General features: G+C 67.5%; 18 protein-coding genes. 6 read left to right on the forward strand and 12 right to left on the reverse strand.

Annotated elements, in window-relative coordinates:
* Nucleotides 1-2: 2 nt before the first annotated feature.
* The 4 genes from H587_RS0111260 to H587_RS0111275 all read right to left on the reverse strand — a co-directional run bounded on the left by H587_RS0111260 (nt 3) and on the right by H587_RS0111275 (nt 4,359).
* Nucleotides 3-1,838 (reverse strand): fumarate reductase flavoprotein subunit, encoded by a 1,836-nt coding sequence (locus tag H587_RS0111260; RefSeq protein ID WP_027176361.1) that lies wholly within the window; start codon nt 1,836-1,838, stop codon nt 3-5.
* Between the two features lie 9 nt (nt 1,839-1,847).
* The gene (locus tag H587_RS0111265) at nt 1,848-2,501 is read right to left on the reverse strand and encodes a succinate dehydrogenase/fumarate reductase transmembrane subunit (protein WP_027176362.1); all 654 of its coding nucleotides are present in this window, start codon (nt 2,499-2,501) and stop codon (nt 1,848-1,850) included.
* A 282-nt stretch (nt 2,502-2,783) separates the two neighbouring features.
* The gene (locus H587_RS0111270; RefSeq protein ID WP_027176363.1) at nt 2,784-3,584 is read right to left on the reverse strand and encodes a sulfite exporter TauE/SafE family protein; all 801 of its coding nucleotides are present in this window, start codon (nt 3,582-3,584) and stop codon (nt 2,784-2,786) included.
* A gap of 19 nt (nt 3,585-3,603) precedes the next feature.
* Entirely contained in the window at nt 3,604-4,359 is a 756-nt protein-coding gene (locus H587_RS0111275; protein WP_051202708.1) for a FadR/GntR family transcriptional regulator, read from the reverse strand.
* Nucleotides 4,360-4,525: 166 nt separating this feature from the next.
* Between H587_RS0111275 and H587_RS0111280 the strand changes: the two genes are divergently transcribed.
* Together H587_RS0111280 and H587_RS0111285 are read left to right on the forward strand one after the other, a co-directional pair.
* Nucleotides 4,526-7,189 (forward strand): M16 family metallopeptidase, encoded by a 2,664-nt coding sequence (locus H587_RS0111280; RefSeq protein ID WP_027176365.1) that lies wholly within the window; start codon nt 4,526-4,528, stop codon nt 7,187-7,189.
* A gap of 78 nt (nt 7,190-7,267) precedes the next feature.
* A complete protein-coding gene (locus H587_RS0111285; protein WP_027176366.1) occupies nt 7,268-7,603 on the forward strand; it encodes a hypothetical protein in 336 nt (111 codons plus the stop codon).
* A gap of 69 nt (nt 7,604-7,672) precedes the next feature.
* Here H587_RS0111285 and aroC read toward each other — a convergent pair whose 3' ends face one another.
* The 4 genes from aroC to aroL all read right to left on the reverse strand — a co-directional run bounded on the left by aroC (nt 7,673) and on the right by aroL (nt 11,408).
* Complete coding sequence (gene aroC, locus H587_RS0111290) at nt 7,673-8,734, reverse strand: chorismate synthase (protein ID WP_027176367.1); 1,062 nt, start codon at nt 8,732-8,734, stop codon at nt 7,673-7,675.
* Nucleotides 8,735-8,742: 8 nt separating this feature from the next.
* Nucleotides 8,743-9,399: a potassium channel family protein gene (locus H587_RS0111295; RefSeq protein ID WP_027176368.1), complete on the reverse strand. Its 657-nt coding sequence runs from the start codon at nt 9,397-9,399 to the stop codon at nt 8,743-8,745.
* 17 nt (nt 9,400-9,416) lie between these two features.
* Nucleotides 9,417-10,787 carry a TrkH family potassium uptake protein gene (locus tag H587_RS0111300; protein ID WP_027176369.1) on the reverse strand — a complete coding sequence of 457 codons (1,371 nt, stop codon included), beginning with the start codon at nt 10,785-10,787 and terminating at the stop codon, nt 9,417-9,419.
* Nucleotides 10,788-10,862: 75 nt separating this feature from the next.
* Complete coding sequence (gene aroL / locus H587_RS0111305; protein WP_342662373.1) at nt 10,863-11,408, reverse strand: shikimate kinase AroL; 546 nt, start codon at nt 11,406-11,408, stop codon at nt 10,863-10,865.
* Between the two features lie 92 nt (nt 11,409-11,500).
* Here aroL and H587_RS0111310 point away from each other — a divergent pair, with 92 nt between their 5' ends.
* Genes H587_RS0111310 through H587_RS0111320 form a run of 3 tightly spaced genes read left to right on the forward strand, consistent with a single transcriptional unit; the run spans nt 11,501 to nt 15,177 of the window.
* Nucleotides 11,501-12,514: a DUF933 domain-containing protein gene (locus H587_RS0111310; RefSeq protein WP_027176371.1), complete on the forward strand. Its 1,014-nt coding sequence runs from the start codon at nt 11,501-11,503 to the stop codon at nt 12,512-12,514.
* A 9-nt stretch (nt 12,515-12,523) separates the two neighbouring features.
* Nucleotides 12,524-13,459: a glycosyltransferase family protein gene (locus H587_RS0111315; protein ID WP_156904529.1), complete on the forward strand. Its 936-nt coding sequence runs from the start codon at nt 12,524-12,526 to the stop codon at nt 13,457-13,459.
* Nucleotides 13,460-13,503: 44 nt separating this feature from the next.
* The gene (locus tag H587_RS0111320) at nt 13,504-15,177 is read left to right on the forward strand and encodes a CgeB family protein (protein ID WP_027176373.1); all 1,674 of its coding nucleotides are present in this window, start codon (nt 13,504-13,506) and stop codon (nt 15,175-15,177) included.
* Here H587_RS0111320 and H587_RS18325 read toward each other — a convergent pair.
* A complete protein-coding gene (locus H587_RS18325; protein ID WP_034609261.1) occupies nt 15,174-16,415 on the reverse strand; it encodes an ABC transporter substrate-binding protein in 1,242 nt (413 codons plus the stop codon). The two genes, H587_RS0111320 and H587_RS18325, sit on opposite strands and share 4 nt — an antisense overlap.
* Before the next feature lie 37 nt (nt 16,416-16,452).
* Nucleotides 16,453-17,028, reverse strand: a complete 576-nt coding sequence (locus H587_RS0111330; RefSeq protein WP_027176374.1) for a type I restriction enzyme HsdR N-terminal domain-containing protein — start codon at nt 17,026-17,028, stop codon at nt 16,453-16,455.
* A gap of 173 nt (nt 17,029-17,201) precedes the next feature.
* On the opposite strand from H587_RS0111330, the gene H587_RS0111335 reads away from it, so the two are divergent.
* Nucleotides 17,202-17,930, forward strand: a complete 729-nt coding sequence (locus H587_RS0111335; protein ID WP_027176375.1) for a Rossmann-like domain-containing protein — start codon at nt 17,202-17,204, stop codon at nt 17,928-17,930.
* Nucleotides 17,931-17,997: 67 nt separating this feature from the next.
* Here the strand turns inward: H587_RS0111335 and H587_RS0111340 are convergent, their stop codons facing one another.
* Complete coding sequence (locus H587_RS0111340; RefSeq protein WP_027176376.1) at nt 17,998-19,425, reverse strand: NADH-quinone oxidoreductase subunit N; 1,428 nt, start codon at nt 19,423-19,425, stop codon at nt 17,998-18,000.
* A 12-nt stretch (nt 19,426-19,437) separates the two neighbouring features.
* Nucleotides 19,438-20,979, reverse strand: coding sequence for a complex I subunit 4 family protein (locus H587_RS0111345; protein ID WP_027176377.1), 1,542 nt, complete (start codon nt 20,977-20,979; stop codon nt 19,438-19,440).
* Nucleotides 20,980-21,002 lie beyond the last annotated feature (23 nt).

Below are 21,002 nucleotides of genomic sequence, written 5' to 3' on the forward strand. Positions count from 1 at the left end.
GGTTACTCCTTCTTGCTCTCGGCGCTGATGACGTCGGTTTTGCCGTAGCCCCGGTCTCCGGGCGGAATCTCGAAGACCTGGGTGGCGGGCTCGTAGGCCAGCGTCGGCAGCGTGTCCTCCGGGCTCTTCCAGGTGGCCAGGGTGCGCACGAGCCAGTCGCGGTCGTTGCGCGCCGGGAAGTCCTCGCGGTTGTGGCTGCCGCGCGACTCGGTGCGCTGGAGCGCGCCATGCGCCACCATCAGGGCCATCTTGACCTGGCCCTCGATCTTCAGCGCGGCGGCCAGCTCGGGGCTGGCCCCCAGGCCGGAGGACTTGAGGCCCACCTCGCGGGCGCGGCCGAGCACGTCCTGCAAGGTGGCCACGCAGGCCTCCAGGTCCGCGGCGTTGCGGAAGATGTTCGCGCCCTTGTTCAGGGCCTCCTGCATGGCCGCGCGGACCTTGTAGACGCTCTGTGAGCCGTTCTTGCCGGAGATGAGCGCCTGGATGCGCTCCTCCTGGGCCCTGGCCTCGCCGTCGATGACCGTGGACTTGAAGATGACCTCCGCGCCCAGGGCGTACTCGGCCATCTTGCGGCCCACGATGCCCCCGGCCACCACGGTCTCGGCCAGGGAGTTGCCGCCCAGGCGGTTGAAGCCGTGCATGTCCCAGCAGGCGGCCTCGCCCGCGCTGAACAGGCCCTTGAGGCCGTAGGCCGCGCCGTCCTTGTTCGTGCGCACGCCGCCCATGCTGTAGTGATGGGTGGGCCGCACGGGAATGAGCTGGTGGATGGGATTGATGCCCAGGAACGAGGTGCAGATCTCGTAGACCTCGCGGAGCTTGCCGGTGATGTGCTTCTCGCCCAGGTGGCGGATGTCCAGCCAGAGGTGCTCGCCGTAGGGCGAGGGCACGCCCTTGCCCTGGCGGATGTGGTGGGTCATCCAGCGGGAGACCACGTCGCGCGAGGCCAACTCGGCCTTCTCCGGCTCGTAGATGTGCATGAAGCGCTCCTGGTTCACGTCCAGGAGCGTGCCGCCGTCGCCCCGGCAGCCCTCCGTGACCAGGATGTCCGTGGGCACGATGCCGGTGGGATGGAACTGCACGGCCTCCATGTTGCCCATGGGCACCGCCCCGGTGTTCACGGCCAGGATGTGGCCTCCGCCGTCGCAGATGACCGCGTTGGTGGTGTTCGGATAGATGCGGCCGAAGCCGCCGGTGGCGATCATGGTGGCCTTGGCCAGGTAGACGCGCAGTTCGCCGGTCTTCAGGCAGCGGGCCACCGCGCCGAAACAGGTCTCGCCGTCATGGATGAGCGAGACGGCCTCGGTCTTGTCGTGGACCTCCACGCCGAGTTGGGCGCAGCGGTTGTCCATGGTGAAGAGCACGGAGTGGCCGGTGCCGTCGGAGACGTAGCAGGTGCGCCACTTGGCCGTGCCGCCGAAGGCGCGGGCCGTGATCAGGCCCTTGTTCTCCTCCTTCTCCTCCTTCTCGTACTTCTGGCCGCCCTTGAAATAGCTCGACTTGCCGGGGACGACCCGGTTCCAGGGCACGCCCCAGAAGGCCAGCCGGCGCATTTCCACGGGCGCGGTGTCCACGAAAAGCCGCGCCACCTCCTGGTCGCAGCCCCAGTCAGAGCCCTTGACCGTGTCGGCGAAGTGCACGTCCGGACCATCGCCCGCGCCCATGGCGCAGTTGCCCAAGGCCGCCTGCATGCCGCCCTGGGCCGCCGAAGAGTGCGAACGGCGGGCCGGGACGACGGACAGGCAGATGGTGGACAACCCCGCGTCGGCGCACTCCAGCGCGGCGCGTTCACCGGCCAGGCCGGCGCCGATGACGAGCACATCCGTGTAGACTGTCTGCATGGTGTCCTCCTAGATCGCCAGGAACGAGAACCGCAACAACGTCAGCAGGCTGAGGCCCACACAGACGAGCACCAGGATGGTCACGAAGCGCTTGAACCGGGCGCGCCCCTCCTGGCCCACGAACCCCCACTTCACCCCGATGCGGTACAGGCCGATGCCGAGATGCACATGCACCAGGGGACCGAACAGCAGGTAGAACAGCAGCCAGCCGCTGCGCTTCTGCAGAACCTCCGCGCTCTTGGCCGCTGTGATGGGCAAATCGGTGAGCACCACCCACATGTGGATCGTGCCCATGAGCAGGAGGAGCATGGCCGTGACCACCTGCACGAGCCAGAGCCAAGTGTCCTGGTGGTGCAGCATGGTGGCGTGGGACCAGAAGGTCTTCTGGCGGTCGAAACGGAAGGGCACCTTGCGCGCGGCCAGGAGGAAATGCCCCAGGAAGAGCAGGAAGATGAGCGGGCCGCCCACCTGCGCCAGCCCCGTGGCCTCGAAGAAGCCCGCGATGGCGTTCATCACGCCGGGACCGATGATGACGCTCGCGACCAGGAGCATGTGCGCCCATATGAACAGGATGAGCGCCGCCCCAGAGAGCATCTGGAGCCAGTCCAGAAGACCATCCCACTTGGTCGGCCTGCCGGCGAACACTGTGGTGTCGATGCCCATGGTTCCCTCCTCGGAACGGATGCGGAAAGGGCCTTCCCAGGCTGGAAAGACGTACTCGCTTCTTCGCTCACCCGAATTGTTTTGTCAATCAGGTTTTCATTCTAACGCACGTTGAAATAAAGAGTTTTTTCAACTCCGGCAGCTAACTCACTCCCACCATTAGAGGAAAGGATGAGCGAAAGCGGGGTCCATTCCCGCGGCGAAGAAAAAACGCCCGGACCGAAGGACGGCCCGGGCCGGGAAGCGGCTTCCACGCGGGACGACGCGGAAGCGGGACGACGATCAGAACAGGGTCCAGACCATGCGCGCGCCCATGACGTAGAGCAGAACGGCGAAGGCCCGTTTGAGCTTGGCCACGGGCAGCTTGTGGGCGATGGAGGCTCCCAGCGGGGCGGTCAGGATGCTGGTGGCGGCGATGCCCACCAGGGCCGGAATGTAAAGGAAGCCCAGGCTCATGGACGGCAGGTCGGCGGAAACCTTGAGGCCGTTGATCAGATAACCCGCAGCCCCGGCCACGGCGATGGGAAAGCCGATGGCCGCCGAGGTGCCCACGGCGTTGTGCATGGTCATGTTGCACCAGACCATGAAGGGCACCGAGAGCGTCCCCCCGCCGATGCCCACGAGGCTGGAGACCACGCCGATGACGCCGCCCACGCCGGACATCCCGGCCATGCCGGGCAAGTGGCGGCTGGCCTTGGGCTTGAAGTTGAGGAGCATCTGGGTGGCCACGTAGAACAGGAACACGGCGAAGAAACCCTTGAGGAACCGGGTGGAGAGTTGTGCCGCCAGCCAGGAGCCCGCCAGGGTTCCCACCAGGATGCCCAGAGTGACGCGGCGGACCACGCTCCAGTTCACGGCGCCGTGCTTGTGGTGGGCCCGGAAGCTGGAGATGGAGGTGAACATGATGGTCCCCAGGGAGGTGCCCAGGGCCATGTGCTGGATATAGTGGGACGGCAGCCCCTGCAATTCGAAGGCGATGCTCAGCATGGGCACGATGACGATGCCGCCGCCCACGCCCAGCAGACCGGCGAGGACGCCGGCCACCAGGCCCAGGGCCGCGTAGATGATCCAGGCCAGCAACATGACGATGCTCCAGACTCGGTTAAGGTTGGTCGACGTCCGGCAGGTCCGGGAGGCTGAACAAATTCTCCTCCACCGCGTCGAGGTGCTCACGCATGGCCGTCCGCGCCTCCTCCGGATTCCGGCCTTCCAGGGCCTTGAGGATTCGACGGTGGGAGACCAGCGAGACCGCGCGACGCGACGGGCCGCGCAAGGATTCCGCGCGGCATTCGGCCAGCACATCCTGCACGGCGGTGAAGACGCTCAGGAACACGCCGTTGCGCCCGGCTCTGGCCAGAAGACGATGGAACTCCGCGTCCAGGTCGGCGTCGTCGCGGCCGTGCTCCACGCTCTCCGCCTGCTCGGCCAGCACGGCGGCCAAGCGCCGCAACTCGGACTCCGTGGCGTTGCGCGCGGCCAGGGCCGCCACTTCAGGCTCCAGGGCGCGACGGAAAGCCAGGATGTCCGCCAGCCTCTTGCGCCGCGAACGCACGGCTCCAGCCAGCGGAGGTTCGAAGGTCACCGACCCGGGGTCCGAAACATAGGTGCCGTCGCCCCGGCGGCTGACCACCCACCCCTGATCCTCCAGCGCGCGGATGGCCTCACGCACGGAATTGCGGGACACGCCGAAAATCCGGGCCAGTTCGCGCTCGGGCGGCAGGCGATCGCCAGAGCCCAGCCGTCCGGATTCCAGCAGTTCCCGAAATTGGCCGAGAATCTGCTCGGAAAGCTTGCGCCGCACCGCCGGACGGAAGGGCGCCCCACTCCGGGCGAAGTCGTGCTCCTCATCAATGACCATATTGGTTGGACCAATAATCCAATCACTTTCACACTGTCAATCCCCGGGACGGCCCCAAAGACTTGCCTTCTCCCCGCTCGGCATTATCCTTACGGATCGCCGCCCGGAGGGCGTCGCCAACCGAAGCGCCGAAGACGCTTCTTCAGGAGCACACAGGAGTGACCTCATGCGCCGTTTCCTTCTCTGTATCGGAGTCCTGCTCATGACCCTCGGCTGCGTCCACGCCCAAAACTCCGTCCCGCGACCGGCCGATGTTCCGCCGTCCGCCCCGCTCACCGGCGACGGCCCTCATGTGGTCCGCCTGAAAAACGGCCTGACCGTGCTCGTCAAGCGCGACGACCGTTTCCCCCTGGCCAATGTGCGGCTTTACGTGCGCACCGGCTCGGCCTACGAAAATCCGGCCCAGGCGGGCATCAGCCACCTGCTGGAACACATGGTCTTCAAGGGCACCGAGAAGCTCGGTCCGGGCGAGGCGGCCAAGCGCATCGAGTCCGCGGGCGGAGACATGAACGCCGCCACCAGTTTCGACTACACGGTCTACTACGTGGAAGTCCCGGACAAGGACTGGAGCCTGGGCCTGGACACGATCACGGACATGGCCCTGCACGCCCGCATCGACCCCAAGGAACTGGCCTCGGAAAAACAGGTGGTCCTCTCCGAGTTGGCCCGGGGCGAGGACACGCCGGGCTCCCGCCTGTTCGAGAGCTTCCAGGGCATGCTCTTCAAGGGCACGAGCTACGAGTGGCCGATCATCGGCTTCCGCGACACGGTATCCAAGATCACCGAGGCGGACATCCACCGCTACGTGGCCGAGCACTACCAGCCGCAATCCATGCTCCTCAGCGTGGTCGGCAAGGTCGACCCCCAGGCCGTTCTGGCCCGGGCCGAGGCCGTGTTCGGCGGCATGGCCAACACCACCGCCGAGATCGAGGCCCAGCCCTTCCCCCTGCGCGACATCCAGGGCCCCAAGGTGACCCTGGTGCCCGGCAAGTGGAACAAGGTCTACCTGGGCGTGGCCTTTCCCCTGCCGGACCAGAACTCGGCCCAGACTCCGGGATTGGAGCTGCTGGCCCAGGTTCTGGGCGGAGACGAGACCTCCCGGCTCTATCGCGAATTCAAGTACGAACGCCGCATGGTGGACGAAATCGACTGCCAGGCCATGACCTTGGCCCGGGGCGGCTTCCTTTACGTCTCCGCCACGCTTGACCGGGACAAGGTGGAGCCCTTCTGGAAGGCCCTGGCCGCTTCTCTGGCGGCCTTGGACCCGGCGACCTTCACCGACGACGAACTGGCCCGAGCCAAGCTGAACCTGGAAAGCTCCCTGCTGCTGACCAAGGAAACCCTCTCCGGGCTGGCCTCGAAGCTGGGGTACTTCCAATTCCAGGGCGGCGGGCTGCGCGCCGAGGATGTCTACCTCCGCGCCCTGGCCGACACGGGCCGGGACCAGCTCAAGGAACTGGCCCACGACTATCTGCGTCCCGATCGCATGGCCGCCGTGCTCCTCGTCCCCGAAAACTCCGGTCTCTCGACGGAATCCTTGGAACAGGCCGCGCGCAAGGCCTGGCCCGCCCCGGTCAAGGCCAAGGCCCTGGCCGACGCGGAAGCGGACAAGCAGGAAGTCCTGGACCTGCCCGGCGGCTCCAAGCTGGTGCTCCTGCCGGACCCCACCCTGCCCTACGCCTCACTCTCCCTGGCCTGGCCGGGCGGCGACTCGCTGGTGGATGCCGAACGCCAGGGCCTGCCCGCCCTGGCCGCCCGCGTGCTCACGCGCGGCACCAAGAAACGCAACGCCACGCGCATCGAGGACTTCCTCTCGGACCGGGCCGCCGAACTTTCGGCCTCGGCTGGACGCGGAACCTTCGCGGTGAGCGCCAAGTACCCCAGCCGCTTCTCCGAGGACATCCTGGGGCTGCTGCGCGAGATGCTCACCGGGCCCACCTGGCCGGCCAAGGAACTGGCTCTGGCCAAGCAGGATCAGGCCGCGCGCATCCATCGCGGCGAGGACCAGCCCATCGGCCTGCTCTTCCGCAACGTGCACCCCTTTCTCTTCGCCTCGGGGCCCTATTCCTATTATCAACTGGGCAAGCCCGAGCAGTTCGACGCCTTCACGGTGCAGGATCTGCGGCGCTTCTGGGCCAAGCAGTCGCGGCAACCCTTCGTCCTGGCCCTCTGCGGCCAATTCGACGCGGAGCGGGTGCGGGACTTCGCCGCCACCCTGGCCAAGTCCCTGGAGGGACAGGCCACGGCCGTGGACACCGCGACTCCGACCTGGGGCGGGATTCGGGAAAAGGCCCTGCGCTTGCCCGGCCGCAGCCAGGCCCATCTGCTGACCGTGTTCCCGACCCCAGGCCGCGACGACCTGGAGACCGGCGCGGGCCTCTCGGTGCTGCGGGCCGCCCTGGCCGGACAAAGCGGTCTGCTTTTCCGCGACCTGCGCGACAAACAAGGTCTGGGTTACACCGTCACGGCCTTCCTCTGGCAGGCGCCCAAGGCCGGTTTCATGGCCTTCTACATCGGCACGGAACCGGACAAGCTGGACCAGGCCCGGCAGGGCTTCCACAAGGTGGTGGAGGCGCTGCGCGCCGCCCCCCTGCCCGCCGAGGAGGTGGAACGGGCCCGGAACATCCTCTCCGGCGAGTACTACCAGGAACATCAGAGTCTGGCCTCGCGCGGCGGCGAGGCCGCCGGGCTCCTGGCCCAAGGTTACGAGCTGGATCGCGAGCGCAAGCTCATCCAGACGGCCCAGTCCGTGACGCCCGAGCAACTGCGTGACCTGGCGCGCCGCTGGCTGAACTGGGACCGGGCCTACGAAATGCGGGTTGAGCCGTAAGGAATCCCCGGGGCTTGCGGGGGAGTGGCCGCTGGGCTACAACTCCGCAAGCCCCGAACCCGAACCGAGGAATGGCGAATGGCTCTTCTTTTCGGCGCACCGACCCGCAAGCTCTCCAAGACCGACGACGGCCAGGACGTCCGGCTGGCCCAGGCCCGCGAAGCCTATCTGGCCGGCAAGATCAAGATCGTGACCACGGACATGGTGCCCAACCAGGAAGTGGCCGGAACCTTCGGCCTCATCGTCTGCCGGGGCTTCGTCTTCGATAACGCCTTCCACGGCCTCATCGCCCAGGCCTTGGACGTGAACGCGGACGCCATCGTGGCCTACCGCGAGTCCGTGGCCTTCCACCCCGAGGGCGACCGCTACTACTCCTGCTACGGCACCGCCGTGCGGCTCAAGATCAAGAAGTAGTCCCGGCCCTGCAAACACAAACGCCCCGGAAACTCAACCTCCGGGGCGTTTTTTTCTTCGGCGCTCCCGTCAGCGTTCCCGGCCGAGCCGACGGTCCAGCAGGAGCAGGTCGGCGCAGGCCAGGGCGGTCATGGCCTTGAGCACGGGCACGATGCGCGGGATGGCGCAGATGTCATGGCGACCGCCCACCCGGATGGTCGTGGCTTGGCCCTGGGCGGTGACGGTGTGTTGCTCCAGGGCGATGGACGGGATGGGCTTGACGAAGGCCCGAGCCACCACGGGCTGGCCCGAGGACAGGCCGCCCAGGATGCCGCCCGCGTTGTTGGAGGCGAAACCCTCGGGGGTCATGGGGTCGTTGTTCCGGCTGCCGGTGAGCCGCGCGGCCGCCGTTCCCGCGCCGATCTCCACGCCCTTGACCGCGCCCACGCCCATGAGGGCGTACGCCAGCCGGGCGTCCAGCTTGTCGAAGACCGGTTCGCCGATGCCCGGCGGCAGGCCCAGGACCTGGACCTCCACCACCCCGCCCAGGGTGTCGCCCTGGGCCTTGACCTCGCGGATGCGCTCCTCGAAACGCGCCGGGGCCTCGGGGTCCGGACTGAAGAACGGCCGAGCCTGGGCCCCCTCGGGGTCCAGCACGCGGGCCTCGATCCCGCCCAGTTCCACGGTGTAGGCCAACACGCTCACGCCCTCGGCGCGCAGAATTTCCTGGGCGATGGCCCCTCCGGCGACCCGGGACGCTGTTTCCCGGCCCGAGGAACGGCCGCCGCCCCGGTGGTCGCGCAGGCCGAACTTGGCCTGGTAGCCGAAATCGGCGTGCCCCGGCCGGAAGACGTCCTTGAGCGCGTCGTAGTCCTTGGAGTGCTGGTCCGAATTCTCAATGGCGAAGCCGATGGGCGTGCCCGTGGTCCGACCCTCGAACACGCCGGAGAGCAGGCGCACCCGATCGGCCTCCTTGCGCGCCGTGGAGGCGATGCCCCCGCCGGGCTTGCGTCGGTCCAACTCAGCCTGGATCACCGCCTCGTCCAGTTCCAGGCCCGAGGGGCAGCCGTCCAGCACGCCGCCCAGGGCCGCGCCGTGGGACTCGCCGAAAGTGGTCAGCCGCAGGACCGCGCCGAAGGTGTTGCCGCTCATGGAATCTCCTAGTGGGGCAGTTCGAGGACGTCCTCGGCGTGGCCGAGCAGGACCAGGACGTCGCCCTCGTTGAGCACCTGATCGGGCCGGGGAACGAAGCTGAAGCGCGACTCGCCCTCGCGCTTCACGGCCACCACCTGGACCCGATGCGTGGCGGGCAGATTCAGGTCGCGCAGGGATTTGCCCGCCCAACGCTCGACCTTGATTTCCTGGACCAGGACGCCCTCGCCCAGGGGCAGATAGTCGAGGATGCCGGGCACGGCCATGCGATGGGCCAGCTGCCGGGCCACGAACTGCTCCGGAAAGACCACGAAGTGCACCCCCAGACGCTTGAGCACCTTTTCGTGCTCCGGGCTGATGGCCTTGACCCAGATGTTCTTGACCCCCAGTTCCTGAAGGTTCATGGCCACAAGAATGCTGGCCTCCATGGACTTGCCGATGGAAACCACCACGTAGTCCAGATTCTGAAAGCCGAGCTGCTCCAGAACCTTCTTGTCCGTGCCGTCGGCCTGGAACACCTGATCCAGCACGGTCTGAGCGCGGCGCACCATGGCCTCGTCAGCGTCCACGCCAACGGCCACATGCCCCAGCTCCTTCACGGACTCGGCCAGGGCGTATCCGAACTTGCCCAGCCCCACCACGCCGATTTCGATCTTCTTGGCCATGCCTTTCCTCGAATCCCCTAGCCCAGGGGCAGGTCGTTCTCCGGCACCCGGTATCTGATGTCCGTCTGCCAGCTTTGCAGGGCGGTGAGGAGCCAGATGGGCCCCAGGCGTCCCACGAACATGAGCATGATGATAACAAGCTTGCCTCCGGTCGTCAGCCGGGGGGTGATCCCCAGGGACAGGCCGACCGTGCCGAAGGCCGAGGTCGCTTCGAAGAGGTTTTCCAAAAACTGTCCCTGGGCCCGGAAGTAGGGCACGTCGCCCCCCTCGGTCACGGTGAGCAGCAAGGCCCCGCCCAGGACCAGAAGAGAGGAAAAGATGAGCAGGGTCAGGGCCCGGTTCAGCGAGGCGGGGCTCAGGGCGTACCAGCCCACCCGCGTCTGTGAACGCCCCTTCACCTGGGCCAGGATGAAGCCGATCCAGGCCCGGAAGGTGGTGGTCTTCACGCCGCCAGCGCAGGAGCCGGGGGAACCGCCGATGAACATGAGCAGGAGCATGAGCACCAGGGAAATGTTCGTCATCCGGGCCATGTCCAGAGTGTTGAACCCCGCAGTGCGACAGGTCACGGACTGAAACAGGCTGGCCAGAAGGGTCTCGGACCAAGTGCCGTGCCCTTCGCCGCCGAGCATCTCGGCCCCGAAGATGAGCAGGCCGCCACCCAGGGAAAGCATGAGGCTCGTTTCCAGCACCAGCCGCGAATGCCAGGTGAGCAGATGAGAGCGCCGTCGCAGATCCTTGCGACGCAGCACGAAGAGCTTCTTGACCATCGAGGCCAAGTCATTGATGACATAGAAGCCCAGTCCCCCCAGAGTGATGAGGAGCATGATCGTCAGGCTCACGCCCCAGTCGCCGCGCCAAGCCATGAGGCTGTCCGGATAGAGCGAAAAGCCCGCGTTACAGAAGGCGGAGACGGCATGAAACAAGGCATGGAAGGGGGGAAAGCCATTGGGATCGGCCAGATGCAGAAGCAGGGCCCCCGTGCCCTCCACGGCCACGGCCCCGAGAACCACGCGCAGGAGAAAACGGCCCAGATGGAAGGAAGGGTCGTGCAGCAGGCTCTGGCCCACGGCGATGCGGTCCGTGAGCGTCACGCGGCGGCCCATGAGGTACACGGCCAGGCTCGTGTAGGTCATGATGCCCAGGCCGCCGAGCTGGATGAGCAGGAGGATGGCCGACTGCCCGAAACGGGTGAAGTGCGTGCCCGTGTCCACCACGCCCAGGCCCGTGACGCAGACAGCCGATGTCGCCGTGAACAGGGCGTCCACCCAGGAGATGTCCACGCCGTTCAGGCTGGCGCGGGTGGAGAGCGTCACCGCCCCTGCCCCGATGACTCCGGCGAAGAGCCAGATCGGCAGCCAGAATGGAAGAGATGCCTTGGTGCGGCGCATGCGGGCCTTGTACCCCGAGACCCGTCGTCCGGCAAGACGGGCGGAAAACAAAGGGGCACACACCGGCGGCGCGTTTCAGGAATGCGACACGGAATCCAGAACGGCCAGGGCCCTCTTCAGGATATCCTCCAATGGAAGTGCGGCGTCCAGAACGGCCAGGGCCGAGGCCCGATACAGGGGCTCGCGCTCGGCCAGAATCTCGGCCACCTCCTCCAGCAGGGGCTTGCCGGTGAGCGAAGGACGTTGCGCCTCGGCCGGGTCGCGGGCCAGACGCGCGGCCAACACGGAGGGCTCGGCCAGGAGCGCCAGGGTCAGTCCCCGGGACAGCAGCTCGCGGTTGCGCGGACGCAGGACCATGCCGCCGCCGCAGGCGACCACCCGGCCGGGAGCGCGGTCCACGGCCTCCAGGATTCGGGTCTCCTCGTCGCGGAAGGCGTCCCAGCCGCGTTCGGCCACGAAATCCGCGATGCTCCGGCCCCACTTCTGGACGAAGAGGGCGTCTGTGTCCGCGAAGTCGCGCCCCAGCTCACGGGCCAGGGCCCGGCCCAGGGTGGTCTTGCCCCCGGCGCGGGGGCCGACAAGGTAGATGTTCAGCCGCATGGTCCGGCGAATGTAGGCCAAGCCGGTGCCGTGCGCAACGCCTGTGGCCGCGCTTTGCTTCCGCGCCGATCCCTGGTACACAGGCAACCAATCCGAACGCATTCGAGGAGCCCATGAAAACAGCCATTTTTGGTTTTTCCGGGTCCGGCAAGACGGACCTCTTCGCGGCCCTGGCCGGTGAGAAGGCCGCCCAGGCGGGCAACCGGGCCATGGTCAAGGTGCCCGAACCCCGACTGGAGCCCCTGGCCGCCTTGTTCAGCCCCAAGAAGATCACCTGCAGCGAGATCGAATACCTGGACATCCCCGGCGGCGGTGGCAAGGGGCAGGGACTCGGGGAGCGCGTGCTCAACGAAATCCGGCCCTACGACTGCCTGCTCGGGGTGCTGGACGCCTTCTCCGGCCTCTCCGACCCCAAGCAGCAATGGCGGGCCTGCGAGGCCGATCTCCTCATCGCTGACTTGGCCGTGGTGGAGAAGCGCCAGGAGCGCCTGGCCTCGGACAAGAAGAAAAACAAGGATCTGGTGAACCCCAAGGAGGAGGAACTCCTGGAGCGCTGCCGGGCCATGCTCGAGGCCGAGACGCCCCTGCGCGCCGACCCGGAGCTGGCCGGAGACCCGGTGCTGCGCGGTTTCCGCTTCCTTTCGGCCAAGTCCGTGCTCTACGCCTGGAACTGCACCGAGTCGGACTTCGGCGCCTTCGAGGTTCCGGCCGACGAAACCGGCCAGACCCATCTGGCGGTGTCGGCCAAGCTGGAGCGCGAACTGGCCCAGATCACGGATCCGGCCGAACGCGAGATGTTCTTCACCGACCTGGGCATCAGCGAGTCGGTGCTCGACCGCGTCATCGCCCGCACCTACAAGCTTCTCGGCCTGATCTCCTTCCTCACGGCCGGTCCCGACGAGGTGCGGTCCTGGGCCGTGCGCGCCGGGGCCAAGGCCCCGGAGGCCGCCGGAGTCATCCACTCCGACTTCCAGAAGGGCTTCATCCGGGCCGAGGTGCTCGGCTGGGCCGACTTCCTCACGGCCGGGGACTTCAAGAAAGCCAAGGAACTGGGCCTGACCCGCCTGGAAGGCAAGGAATACGTGGTGGCCGACGGCGACATCATCGAATTCCGCTTCAACGTCTAGGCGCGTGGCGTGGCGCGGATTCTCTACCTCGCCCACGATACGCCCACACCCTCGGGAGGCGTGCGGACCATCTACCGCCACGTCTCCATCCTGCGGAAGCACGGCCTGGACGCCTTCGTGGTCCACGCCGAGCCGGGCTACCGCTATCCCTTCGCGACCTCGGACGCGCCCGTGCTGGCCCAGCGGCCCGGTCTGGCCCTGCGGCGGGACGACGTGCTCGTGGTGCCGGAGAACTTCCCCCTGGAGAACCTGCCCCAGGTTCCGGGCCTGCGCTGCGTGGTCTTCCTGCAAAGCTGGTCCCTGGCCTTCCAGGGCCTCTCCGACCCCCTGGCCTGGGAGCGTCTGCCCGTGCGTCGGGCGCTCTGCGCCTCCGAACTGCTCCTGGAGTTCGCCACGGACTTTCTGGGCCTGAGCGAGGCCCGCCTCGCGCCCGACGCCGTGGACCCGCTCTTCCATCCCCGGCCCAAGAAGCTCCGGATCGCCTGCATGCCCCGGCGCATGCCCGAGGTGGCGGCCCTGATCCGCGACCTCTTCCGCCTGCGCCATCCCCTGCTGCGCCACGTGCCATGGCTGGAGATCGACGGCGTAAGCGAAGAGGAAGCCGCCGCCCTGCTCAGCGAGTCCGCCCTGTTCCTCTGTCTCGGCCGCCTGGAGGGACTGGGGCTGCCGGGCCTGGAGGCCCTGGCCTCGGGCTGCCTGGTGACGGGCTTCCACGGCCTGGGCGGCCGGGAATACGCCCGGCCGGACAACGGGCTGTGGTGCGGCCAGGAGGATGTGCCGGACTGCGTCCGCAAACTCGGCGCGGCCGTGGACATGCTCCAACGCGACGATCCCCGCGCCGGGGCCATGATCGAGGCCGGAATCCGCACCGCCGCGGCCTACACGCCCGAGCGCCAGGAACGGGAATTGGCGGCCATCTGGGACTCCTGGCTTCGGGAGAACTGACCGGGCGGCTTGAGCCCGGACGGCCTTTGCCCTAGCATGCGTCCATGCCCGGACCCTACGACGCGACTCCCCTCTTCCAGAACGGCCGCCTGACGGACGTGGCCGTGCGCCAGGACGGCAAGACCCGGCATCTCTGGGGCCGGGGCGGGCCGGAGGCCGAGCGGTCCTTCGTCCTCAAGGCCCTTCAGGCCCACGGACTGCCGGTTTTTCTCGGCGCGGGCCTGGGCGTGGGCATCGAGGCGGCCCTGGCCGTAGGCCGCGCGCCCTTGGCCGTGGTGGACCGGGAGACTCCCATCCTGGCGGCCACGGGCTGCCGCGAACGCTTCGCCGCCGATCCGCGCGTGCTCTGGCTGGACCAGGGCGAACCGTCGGGCATCCTGGAACGCCTGCGGGCCTGGAGCCGGGACAACGGCGCTCCCCTGCTGCCGGTGGCCCCGCCCTTCTACCAGCGCCTGGACCGCGCCTTCTACGGCGGCCTGCTCCAGGCCCTGGAGCGTCCAGCCGGGGGCGACTTCTTCGCCCGCATGGCCTACGCCAAGTTCCGCGACACCCTGCCCCGGGTGCTCGTGCTCGGCAGCCGTTACTTCATCATGGGCGAGGTGCTCAACGCCCTGACCGCCCTGGGCGCGCCCTTCCGGCTCTTCGACCTGCACGCCCGCCGGGAAGAGGCCGATTACGGCCGCGATCTGCTCACGGCGATCGCCGAGTTCCGGCCGGACATGCTCTTCACGGTGAACCACTTCGGCTTCGACCGGGGCGGAACCCTGGCCAACCTGCTGGAACGGCTGCGCCTGCCCGCCGCGTCCTGGTTCGTGGACAACGCCGCCCTGAACCTGGCGCTCTTCGAGCAGGCCCGCTCACCCTGGACGCTCATCTGCGCCCACGACTCCGACGACGCCGAACGTCTCGAAGCCCAGGGCTTCCCGCACGTCCTGCGGCTGCCCCTGGCCACGGACCCGACCATCTTCCACCCGGGAGCCCCGCATCGCCCGGGCTGGGACTTCGACGCCTCCTTCGTGGGCGACTCGAAGGCCGTGCTGGTGGGCGAACGGCTGAAGACCGGACGCTTTCCCCGGCCTCTGCTGCTGGGATACCGCCACGCGGCGGAAACCTTCCTGGAATCCCCGGGCGGCGACGTGCGACGGCACCTGGAGATCCGGCACCCCGATCTGGCCGCCCAGGTGGACGCCCTGCCCGAGCCGGATCGGCGCATGTGGTTCGAGAGTCTCGTACTGCGCGAGGCCGGCCGCCTCTACCGCCTGCGCTGCCTGCGCGGCCTCCTGCCCTTGCACCCGGCGGTTGCCGGCGACCGGCACTGGCGACGGGCCCTGGGCGACGCCCCGGGCTGGACCTGGCTCGAACGCCTGGACTACTATGAGGATCTGCCCGCCCTGTACCGGGCCAGTCGGGTGAACTTCAACTGCACCAGCGCCCAGATGAAGGGCGCACCCAACCAGCGGATCTTCGACGTGCCCGCCTGCGGCGGCTTCCTGCTCACGGATATGCGGGAACAGGTGGCGGCCCTGTTCGAGCCGGAACGGGAGGTGGTCTTCTTCCGCGAGCCCGGGGAAATCGCCGAGCTGGCGCGACGCTGGCTGACTGACGAACCCGCGCGGCTGCGCGTGGCACGAGCGGCCCGAGCCAGGATTCTGGCCGAGCACACCTACGCGCACCGGCTGCGCACGCTGTTCACGGCCATGCGCCGGATCTTCAACTAGTTTCCGGCCGCGAACCTCGCGACCCAATCCTGGTCCAGCACCCGGCCGTATTCCCCGGCCATGTCCGGCACGGCCGAGACGCCGAGCGCGCCGAACGGCAGCGTGGCCTTGCCCAGCTTGGTGCCAACGATCCGACTCTGGGTTTCCTGCGGCAGGAGCGTCACGTCCACCGCCGGAAAATCACCCCAGACGCGTGGATCGAACTTGGAGAGCTGGGCCTCGGGCGAAAGGATGAGGTCGGCCGTGACCATGGCCCCCGGCTTATTGGGCGCGTTGAAGGGAATGAGCGTGGAGCTGAGGCCGAACACGGACCCCTCGCGCGGGACGAAGGTGCGCACCGTGTCCTTGTAGCGTCCGGCCAGGATTTCGTGCTGGGCGTGCAGGGGTTTCAGGGACACGGCCAAGTCCACCTCCCCCTGGGCCAGAAGCGCGGCCAAGGCCGCAGCGTCCTTGGGCTGTGTCTTGCCCGCGTTCCAGAGCAACGGCCGCAGTTCCTCGAGATAGGCCCAGAGCAGGACCGCGCGGTCGCGATACAAGCCTTCGTTGAACGGCCCGGCGTACTGCTCCCCTCCCCCGGACAAGGCGCACAGGGTCTGACGCAGGAAGGCCGAGCCGACGGGGTCCGGAGGCGCGGGGTAGGTGAAGCGGCCAGGATGCTCCCGGCACCAGTCCAGGAGCCCGGCGAAGGTGTCCGGCGGGTTCTTGACCCTGGCGGAGTCGTACTCGAAGACGAACTGATTCCATCCGGCCGGAACTTCGAAGCCCTCCGTGGGCAGCCCCATGTCCGTGGCGGCCACCTCGCGGTTCACGTAGGCCTGGACATTGGGCAACTTGTCCGAGAAGGGTCCGAACAGCGCCCCGGCCCGCTTCAGATCGCGGAAGCCCGCCCCGCCGGTCCAGAACAGATCCACGCCGCCGGTCGAGGTTCCGGCCGCCTTCTCGGCCGCGAGGGTCCGCGCCAGCGCGACGCCGCCGCTCACGCGCACCAGGGTGATGCCGTGACGGCGCTTGAGTTCCGGGGCCAGCCATGTGTCCACCCAATGAGCGGCGGCCTCGGAATCATCCTCCAGGGCCAAGCGCACCGTGGTCTCCCGGGCGGCTTCCACGGCGGCCGGAAAGTCGCGCCGCAGCCAATCCACCTCGGGTTTCTTCTCGGGCTCCTCCTTGGAACAGGCGGCCAGGAGGCAGATCAAAGCCAAGGCGCAGACCAGAACCAGGGCGAGGGGCGGTCGTTTCATGCGGAAGATCTCCTTGCGGGGCGACGGGAGCGGCGGATCAGCTTCCGCTCCGGCGCTTGGGCGGCAGGGAACAGGATTCGGAGCAGCAGGCGCCGAACAGAAAGCCGCAGTAGGTGTGAAAGATGCGCGTGAGTTTGGCCCGCTGAGTCGTGGTCGGTGGAACGCGGACCACGTCGCGGGTATGGGCCAGAAGGTCGCCCCAGGAGGGCACCGAGGCCATGCCCGAGGCCAGAACCTCGCCGGATGCCGTGCCCAGGAGCTGGGCTTGCATGGTGTCCGTGACCAGGGCCAGCGGAACCGGGCCGCCGGGAAAGAGCCGCGCCGCAACCATGGTCTCGCGCTCGTAGGAGCCCACGTCGCCGGAGCTGAAGAAGACCAGGAGCGCGGGACGGTCCTCGGGGTCGTAGGCCACCAGATCCACGCGCCGGGAATAGGCCTCGCCGTCCACCTCGTAGGGCAGTTCCACCTTGGCCCGCAGCCGGTCACGGGGATAGCCCCGCTCCTCCACGAGAAGCCGCGCCAGGGCCTGGCGGAACTCCTCATAGGTGGTCTCCTCGATCTCCTCGCCGGTGAGGTAGTCGCGCAGCGTGCCGCCGAGACTGGTTTCGTGCATGAAGCTCACCTTCCTGGGCCGTCAATAGCACGTTTCGACTTGGAGACCAACGCCTCAGCGGCTGGCCGGTCCTAGACAGGGACAGGGAAAAGCGCCAGAACAAAGGCGATGATCGGAACGGCCACGAAGGCCGGAAACACGCCGCCGCGCGTTCGGGCGGCAGGGAGCGAGGCATGAAATCAAGCCTGCTGGAGGAAATCCGCGCCCGGACCCTGGCGGTCTGGGCTGAAAACGGCCTGCTGGAGGAACCCATCACCGTACGCGCCCGGACCCTGAGCGTGGAGGAGGCCATCGGCAATCCCGAGGGCGACGACTTCCCGCTGCAGAAGGGCAAGGAGCGGCTTATGGAGGCGGAGTTCCGGGGGGCGCGGGGCCAAGCCTTCACCGACCGTTTCGGCGACTTCACCGGCACCCTGGCGGACGTGGCCCGCATGCCCCTGGAGAACAATTTCAGGCGGGCGGTCCTCATCGCGGCCTGCAACGCCACCCTGCGCGCCCTGGGCCGTTGCGACCGCACGGTCCACTGCAAGGACTCCGGCCCCGGCGAGTGCGCCGCCCTGCTGCGTGACCATCTGCTGGCGAAATATCCCGGAGCGCGGATCACCCAGGTGGGCTATCAGCCCAAGATCGTCCAGGCCGTGGCCGGGAGCTTCGCCCTGCGCGTCCTGGATCTGGACCCGGACAACGTGGGGCAGGAACGCCACGGCGTGCGCATCGAGGGCCCCGAAACGGCGCGGGAGGCGTTGGACCGGGCCGACCTGCTCCTGGTCACGGGCTCGACCCTGACCAACGACAGTCTGGGAGGTTTTCTCCTCGGCAAGCCGGTGATCTTCTACGGCACGACCATCGCCGGAGCCGCCGCGCTCATGGGCTGGGAACGCTTCTGCGCCCGCTCGGCCTGACTACCGGGCAAAGGACGAAAAAAGAGGGGGCCGCGAGGCCCCCTCTTCGTTTGCGGTACCGGTGAAGCTACTTGAGCAGCCCCTCGCCGGCGGCGATGGCGAACTCGAAGACCGGACTCGGAACCATGCCCAGCACCAGGACAACGGCCGCCAGAAGTCCCGCGCCCACCACGCTGAACACGCTCGTGTCCGGGACGGCCGCGCCTTCGATCACGGTCTCCTCGGTGTAGGCGTGGCGCACCAGGGAGAGGTAGTAGTAGATGGCGAAGGCGCTGTTCACGGCCAGGGTGATGACCAGCCAGTTGTAGCCGTGGTCCCAGGCCGCCGTGATGAGGAAGAACTTGCCGATGAAGCCCACGGTCGGCGGCAGGCCCACCAGGGCGAAGGCTCCCACGCCCAGGGAGAAGGCCAGGGACGGGGCGCGCTTGTACAGGCCGTTCAAATCTTCCAGCATGAGGTTGCGGCCGTCGGAGGCCACCCGGCTGACGACCCAGAAGGCCAGCAGATTCATGGCCACGTAGGCCAGGGAATAGAAGGCCGCGGCGGCCAGTCCCTGGGCCGTGCCGGCCACGAGTCCGACCATGACGTAGCCCGCGTGGGCCACGGAGGAGAAGCCGAGGATGCGCTTCACGTCCCGCTGGGCCAGGGCGCAGAGGTTGCCGAAGGTCATGGAGATGGCGCCGAGCCAGGCCAGGGTCGTGGTGATCTCCAGGCCGGGCTTGAGCAGCGTGGCCAGGCGCACCAGGACGACCACCGCGCCGAGCTTGGGCAGGGTGGCGACGAAGGCGGCGGTCTCGTTGCTGGCCCCCTGATAGACGTCCGGGCACCAGAAGTGGAACGGGAACAGGGCCAGCTTGTAGAACATGCCCGCCAGGAAGAGCGAGAGCCCGATGACGGCCATGGGAGAATCGGCCCAGGCCCAGGACTTGCCCGCCAGTTCGGCGATGTAGGTGGTGTGCTGCGCGGCCAGGACGTAGGACAGGCCGTAGAGTGCCAGGGCCGTGGCCACCGCTCCGAAGAGGATGTACTTGATGCCGGCCTCGGCGGCGCGCTTATCGGTCGCCCGCAGGGGGATGAGCGTGTACAGGCTGTAGGAGGAAAGCTCCAGGGCCAGGTAGATGGTGAAGAGTTCCGTGGCCGAGGACAGGAGCATCAGGCCCCAGGCCGAAAGGGCCAGGAACATGTAGTAGTCGCTCCTCTTCTCCCCTTCCAGGGTGGGCTGGCGCGTGGCGTTGAGCACGGCCACGAAGAAGCCCGCCGCGATGGCGATCTTGAAGAACTGGGAGAGCATGTCCAGCTTGTAGACGCCATAGAACATGACGCCGCTCGCCTTGAAGGAGACGATGGACACGAAGAAACCCAGTCCCGCGAAGAGGGGCAGCCACTTCTCCACATGGGGCTCCCAGTCCCTGTTGCCGAGGCTCTGGATGAACAGAGCCATGATCAGCATGAACTGGAAGAGTTCCGGTACGACCAGAGTCGGGCTGAAGTTCACGTCCGCCACTCCCTAGTTCTTCGCTTCCGCGATGCCGTTCATCAGCTCGCGGGCCGCGGTTTGCATCGGTTGCTCCGTCTGGACCTGGGCCACCTGCTTGCGCGAGTGGTAGTCGGCCAGCAGCTTTTCGATGGAGGGATCGATCATCCGGAAGAACAGTCCCGGGGCCAAGCCGATGTAGAAGACCATCACCGCCGGGATGAGCAGGTAGATCCACTCGCGGGTGCGCAGGTCGCTCCAGGTCTTGGCCGAGGACGGTTCGCCCCAGGCCAGCTTGAGGCCGACGCGGAACATGTAGGCCGCGCCCAGAAGCGCGCCGGGCACGATCAGGAAGCCTATGGGCAGGCTGGCCTGGAAGGCGCCCACGAAGACCAGGGCCTCGCCCACGAATCCGTTGGTTCCGGGGAAGCCGAAGGAGGCCAGGGAGTACAGACCCCAGAAGAACATGAAGGCCGGCATGTACTTGCCCAGGCCGAGGTTCTTTCCGATGTCGCGGCTGTGGCTGCGCTCATAGACCGTGCCGATCATCATGAACAGCCCGCCGGTGATGATGCCGTGGTTGAGCATCTGAAACAGGGCCCCTTCCACGCCGCGCTGGTTGAAGAGGAAGATGCCCAGGGTCACGAAGCCCATGTGCCCCACCGAGGAGTAGGCCACCAGTTTCTTGATGTCCGTCTGCCCCAGGGCCACCGCGCCGCCGTAGAGGATGGAGGCGATGGAGATGGCGATCATCATCGGCGCGAAGTACTCGCTGGCCGCGGGGGTCAGGGGCAGGCAGAAACGCAGGAAGCCGTAGGTGCCCATCTTGAGCAGGATGGCCGCCAGGATGACCGAGCCCGCCGAGGGCGCCTGCACGTGCGCCGCCGGGAGCCAGGTATGGAACGGGAACATGGGCACCTTGATGGCGAAGGCCAGGGCCATGGCCAGGAAGCACCAGAACTGGAAGCGGAAGCTGAAGGTCTGCTGCATCAGGGCCGGGATGGAGAAGGTGCCGCCCTCGATGCGGAAGGCCACGATGGCCACCAGAAGGAGAGTCGAGCCCGCCAGGGTGTACAGGAAGAACTTGATCGAGGCGTACTTGCGCTCGTCACCGCCCCAGACCGCGATGAGCAGGTACATGGGGATGAGCATGGCCTCCCAGAAGACATAGAAGAGCACCAGGTCCATCGCCGTGAACACGCCCACGCAGGCCGCGGTCATGAACAGCAGGCAGAAGTGGAATTCCTTGATCCGCTTGGAGATGTAGGTCCACGAGCAGAGTACGCACAGAGGCAGGGTGAAGAGCGTCAGCCACACCATGAGGATGCTGATGCCGTCCACCGCCAAGTGGTATTCCAGCCCCCAGCGGGACACCCAGGAAATGCGCTCCACGAACTGAAAGTCCGCGTTGAACTTGTAGCTCAGGAGCGGGATCGCCAGGACGATCTCGAAGAGGGAGGCGGCCAATGTGTATCCCCGCACAACCGTCTCGCCGCGGATGATGAACAGGCCCGCGGCGGCCAGAAGCGGGAAGACGACCAGACTGCTCAGAACCGGATAGCCGTAGTCCAACACAGCGACTCCGTTACGTTTGTCGG

Source organism: Desulfovibrio aminophilus DSM 12254 (genome assembly GCF_000422565.1).
GTDB classification, from domain to species: Bacteria; Desulfobacterota; Desulfovibrionia; order Desulfovibrionales; family Desulfovibrionaceae; genus Aminidesulfovibrio; species Aminidesulfovibrio aminophilus.

Excerpts from the sequence above, each read along its gene's own strand:
- H587_RS0111285 (WP_027176366.1), top strand. The coding sequence starts at position 7,268 with ATGGCTCTTCTTTTCGGCGCACCGACCCGCAAGCTCTCCAAGACCGAC.
- H587_RS0111295 (WP_027176368.1), bottom strand. The coding sequence starts at position 9,399 with ATGGCCAAGAAGATCGAAATCGGCGTGGTGGGGCTGGGCAAGTTCGGA.
- H587_RS0111330 (WP_027176374.1), bottom strand. The coding sequence starts at position 17,028 with ATGCACGAAACCAGTCTCGGCGGCACGCTGCGCGACTACCTCACCGGC.
- H587_RS0111260 (WP_027176361.1), bottom strand. The coding sequence starts at position 1,838 with ATGCAGACAGTCTACACGGATGTGCTCGTCATCGGCGCCGGCCTGGCC.
- H587_RS0111320 (WP_027176373.1), top strand. The coding sequence starts at position 13,504 with ATGCCCGGACCCTACGACGCGACTCCCCTCTTCCAGAACGGCCGCCTG.
- aroC (WP_027176367.1), bottom strand. The coding sequence starts at position 8,734 with ATGAGCGGCAACACCTTCGGCGCGGTCCTGCGGCTGACCACTTTCGGC.
- H587_RS0111275 (WP_051202708.1), bottom strand. The coding sequence starts at position 4,359 with ATGGTCATTGATGAGGAGCACGACTTCGCCCGGAGTGGGGCGCCCTTC.
- H587_RS0111270 (WP_027176363.1), bottom strand. The coding sequence starts at position 3,584 with ATGTTGCTGGCCTGGATCATCTACGCGGCCCTGGGCCTGGTGGCCGGC.
- H587_RS0111310 (WP_027176371.1), top strand. The coding sequence starts at position 11,501 with ATGAAAACAGCCATTTTTGGTTTTTCCGGGTCCGGCAAGACGGACCTC.
- H587_RS0111300 (WP_027176369.1), bottom strand. The coding sequence starts at position 10,787 with ATGCGCCGCACCAAGGCATCTCTTCCATTCTGGCTGCCGATCTGGCTC.
- H587_RS0111265 (WP_027176362.1), bottom strand. The coding sequence starts at position 2,501 with ATGGGCATCGACACCACAGTGTTCGCCGGCAGGCCGACCAAGTGGGAT.
- H587_RS0111280 (WP_027176365.1), top strand. The coding sequence starts at position 4,526 with ATGCGCCGTTTCCTTCTCTGTATCGGAGTCCTGCTCATGACCCTCGGC.
- H587_RS0111335 (WP_027176375.1), top strand. The coding sequence starts at position 17,202 with ATGAAATCAAGCCTGCTGGAGGAAATCCGCGCCCGGACCCTGGCGGTC.
- H587_RS18325 (WP_034609261.1), bottom strand. The coding sequence starts at position 16,415 with ATGAAACGACCGCCCCTCGCCCTGGTTCTGGTCTGCGCCTTGGCTTTG.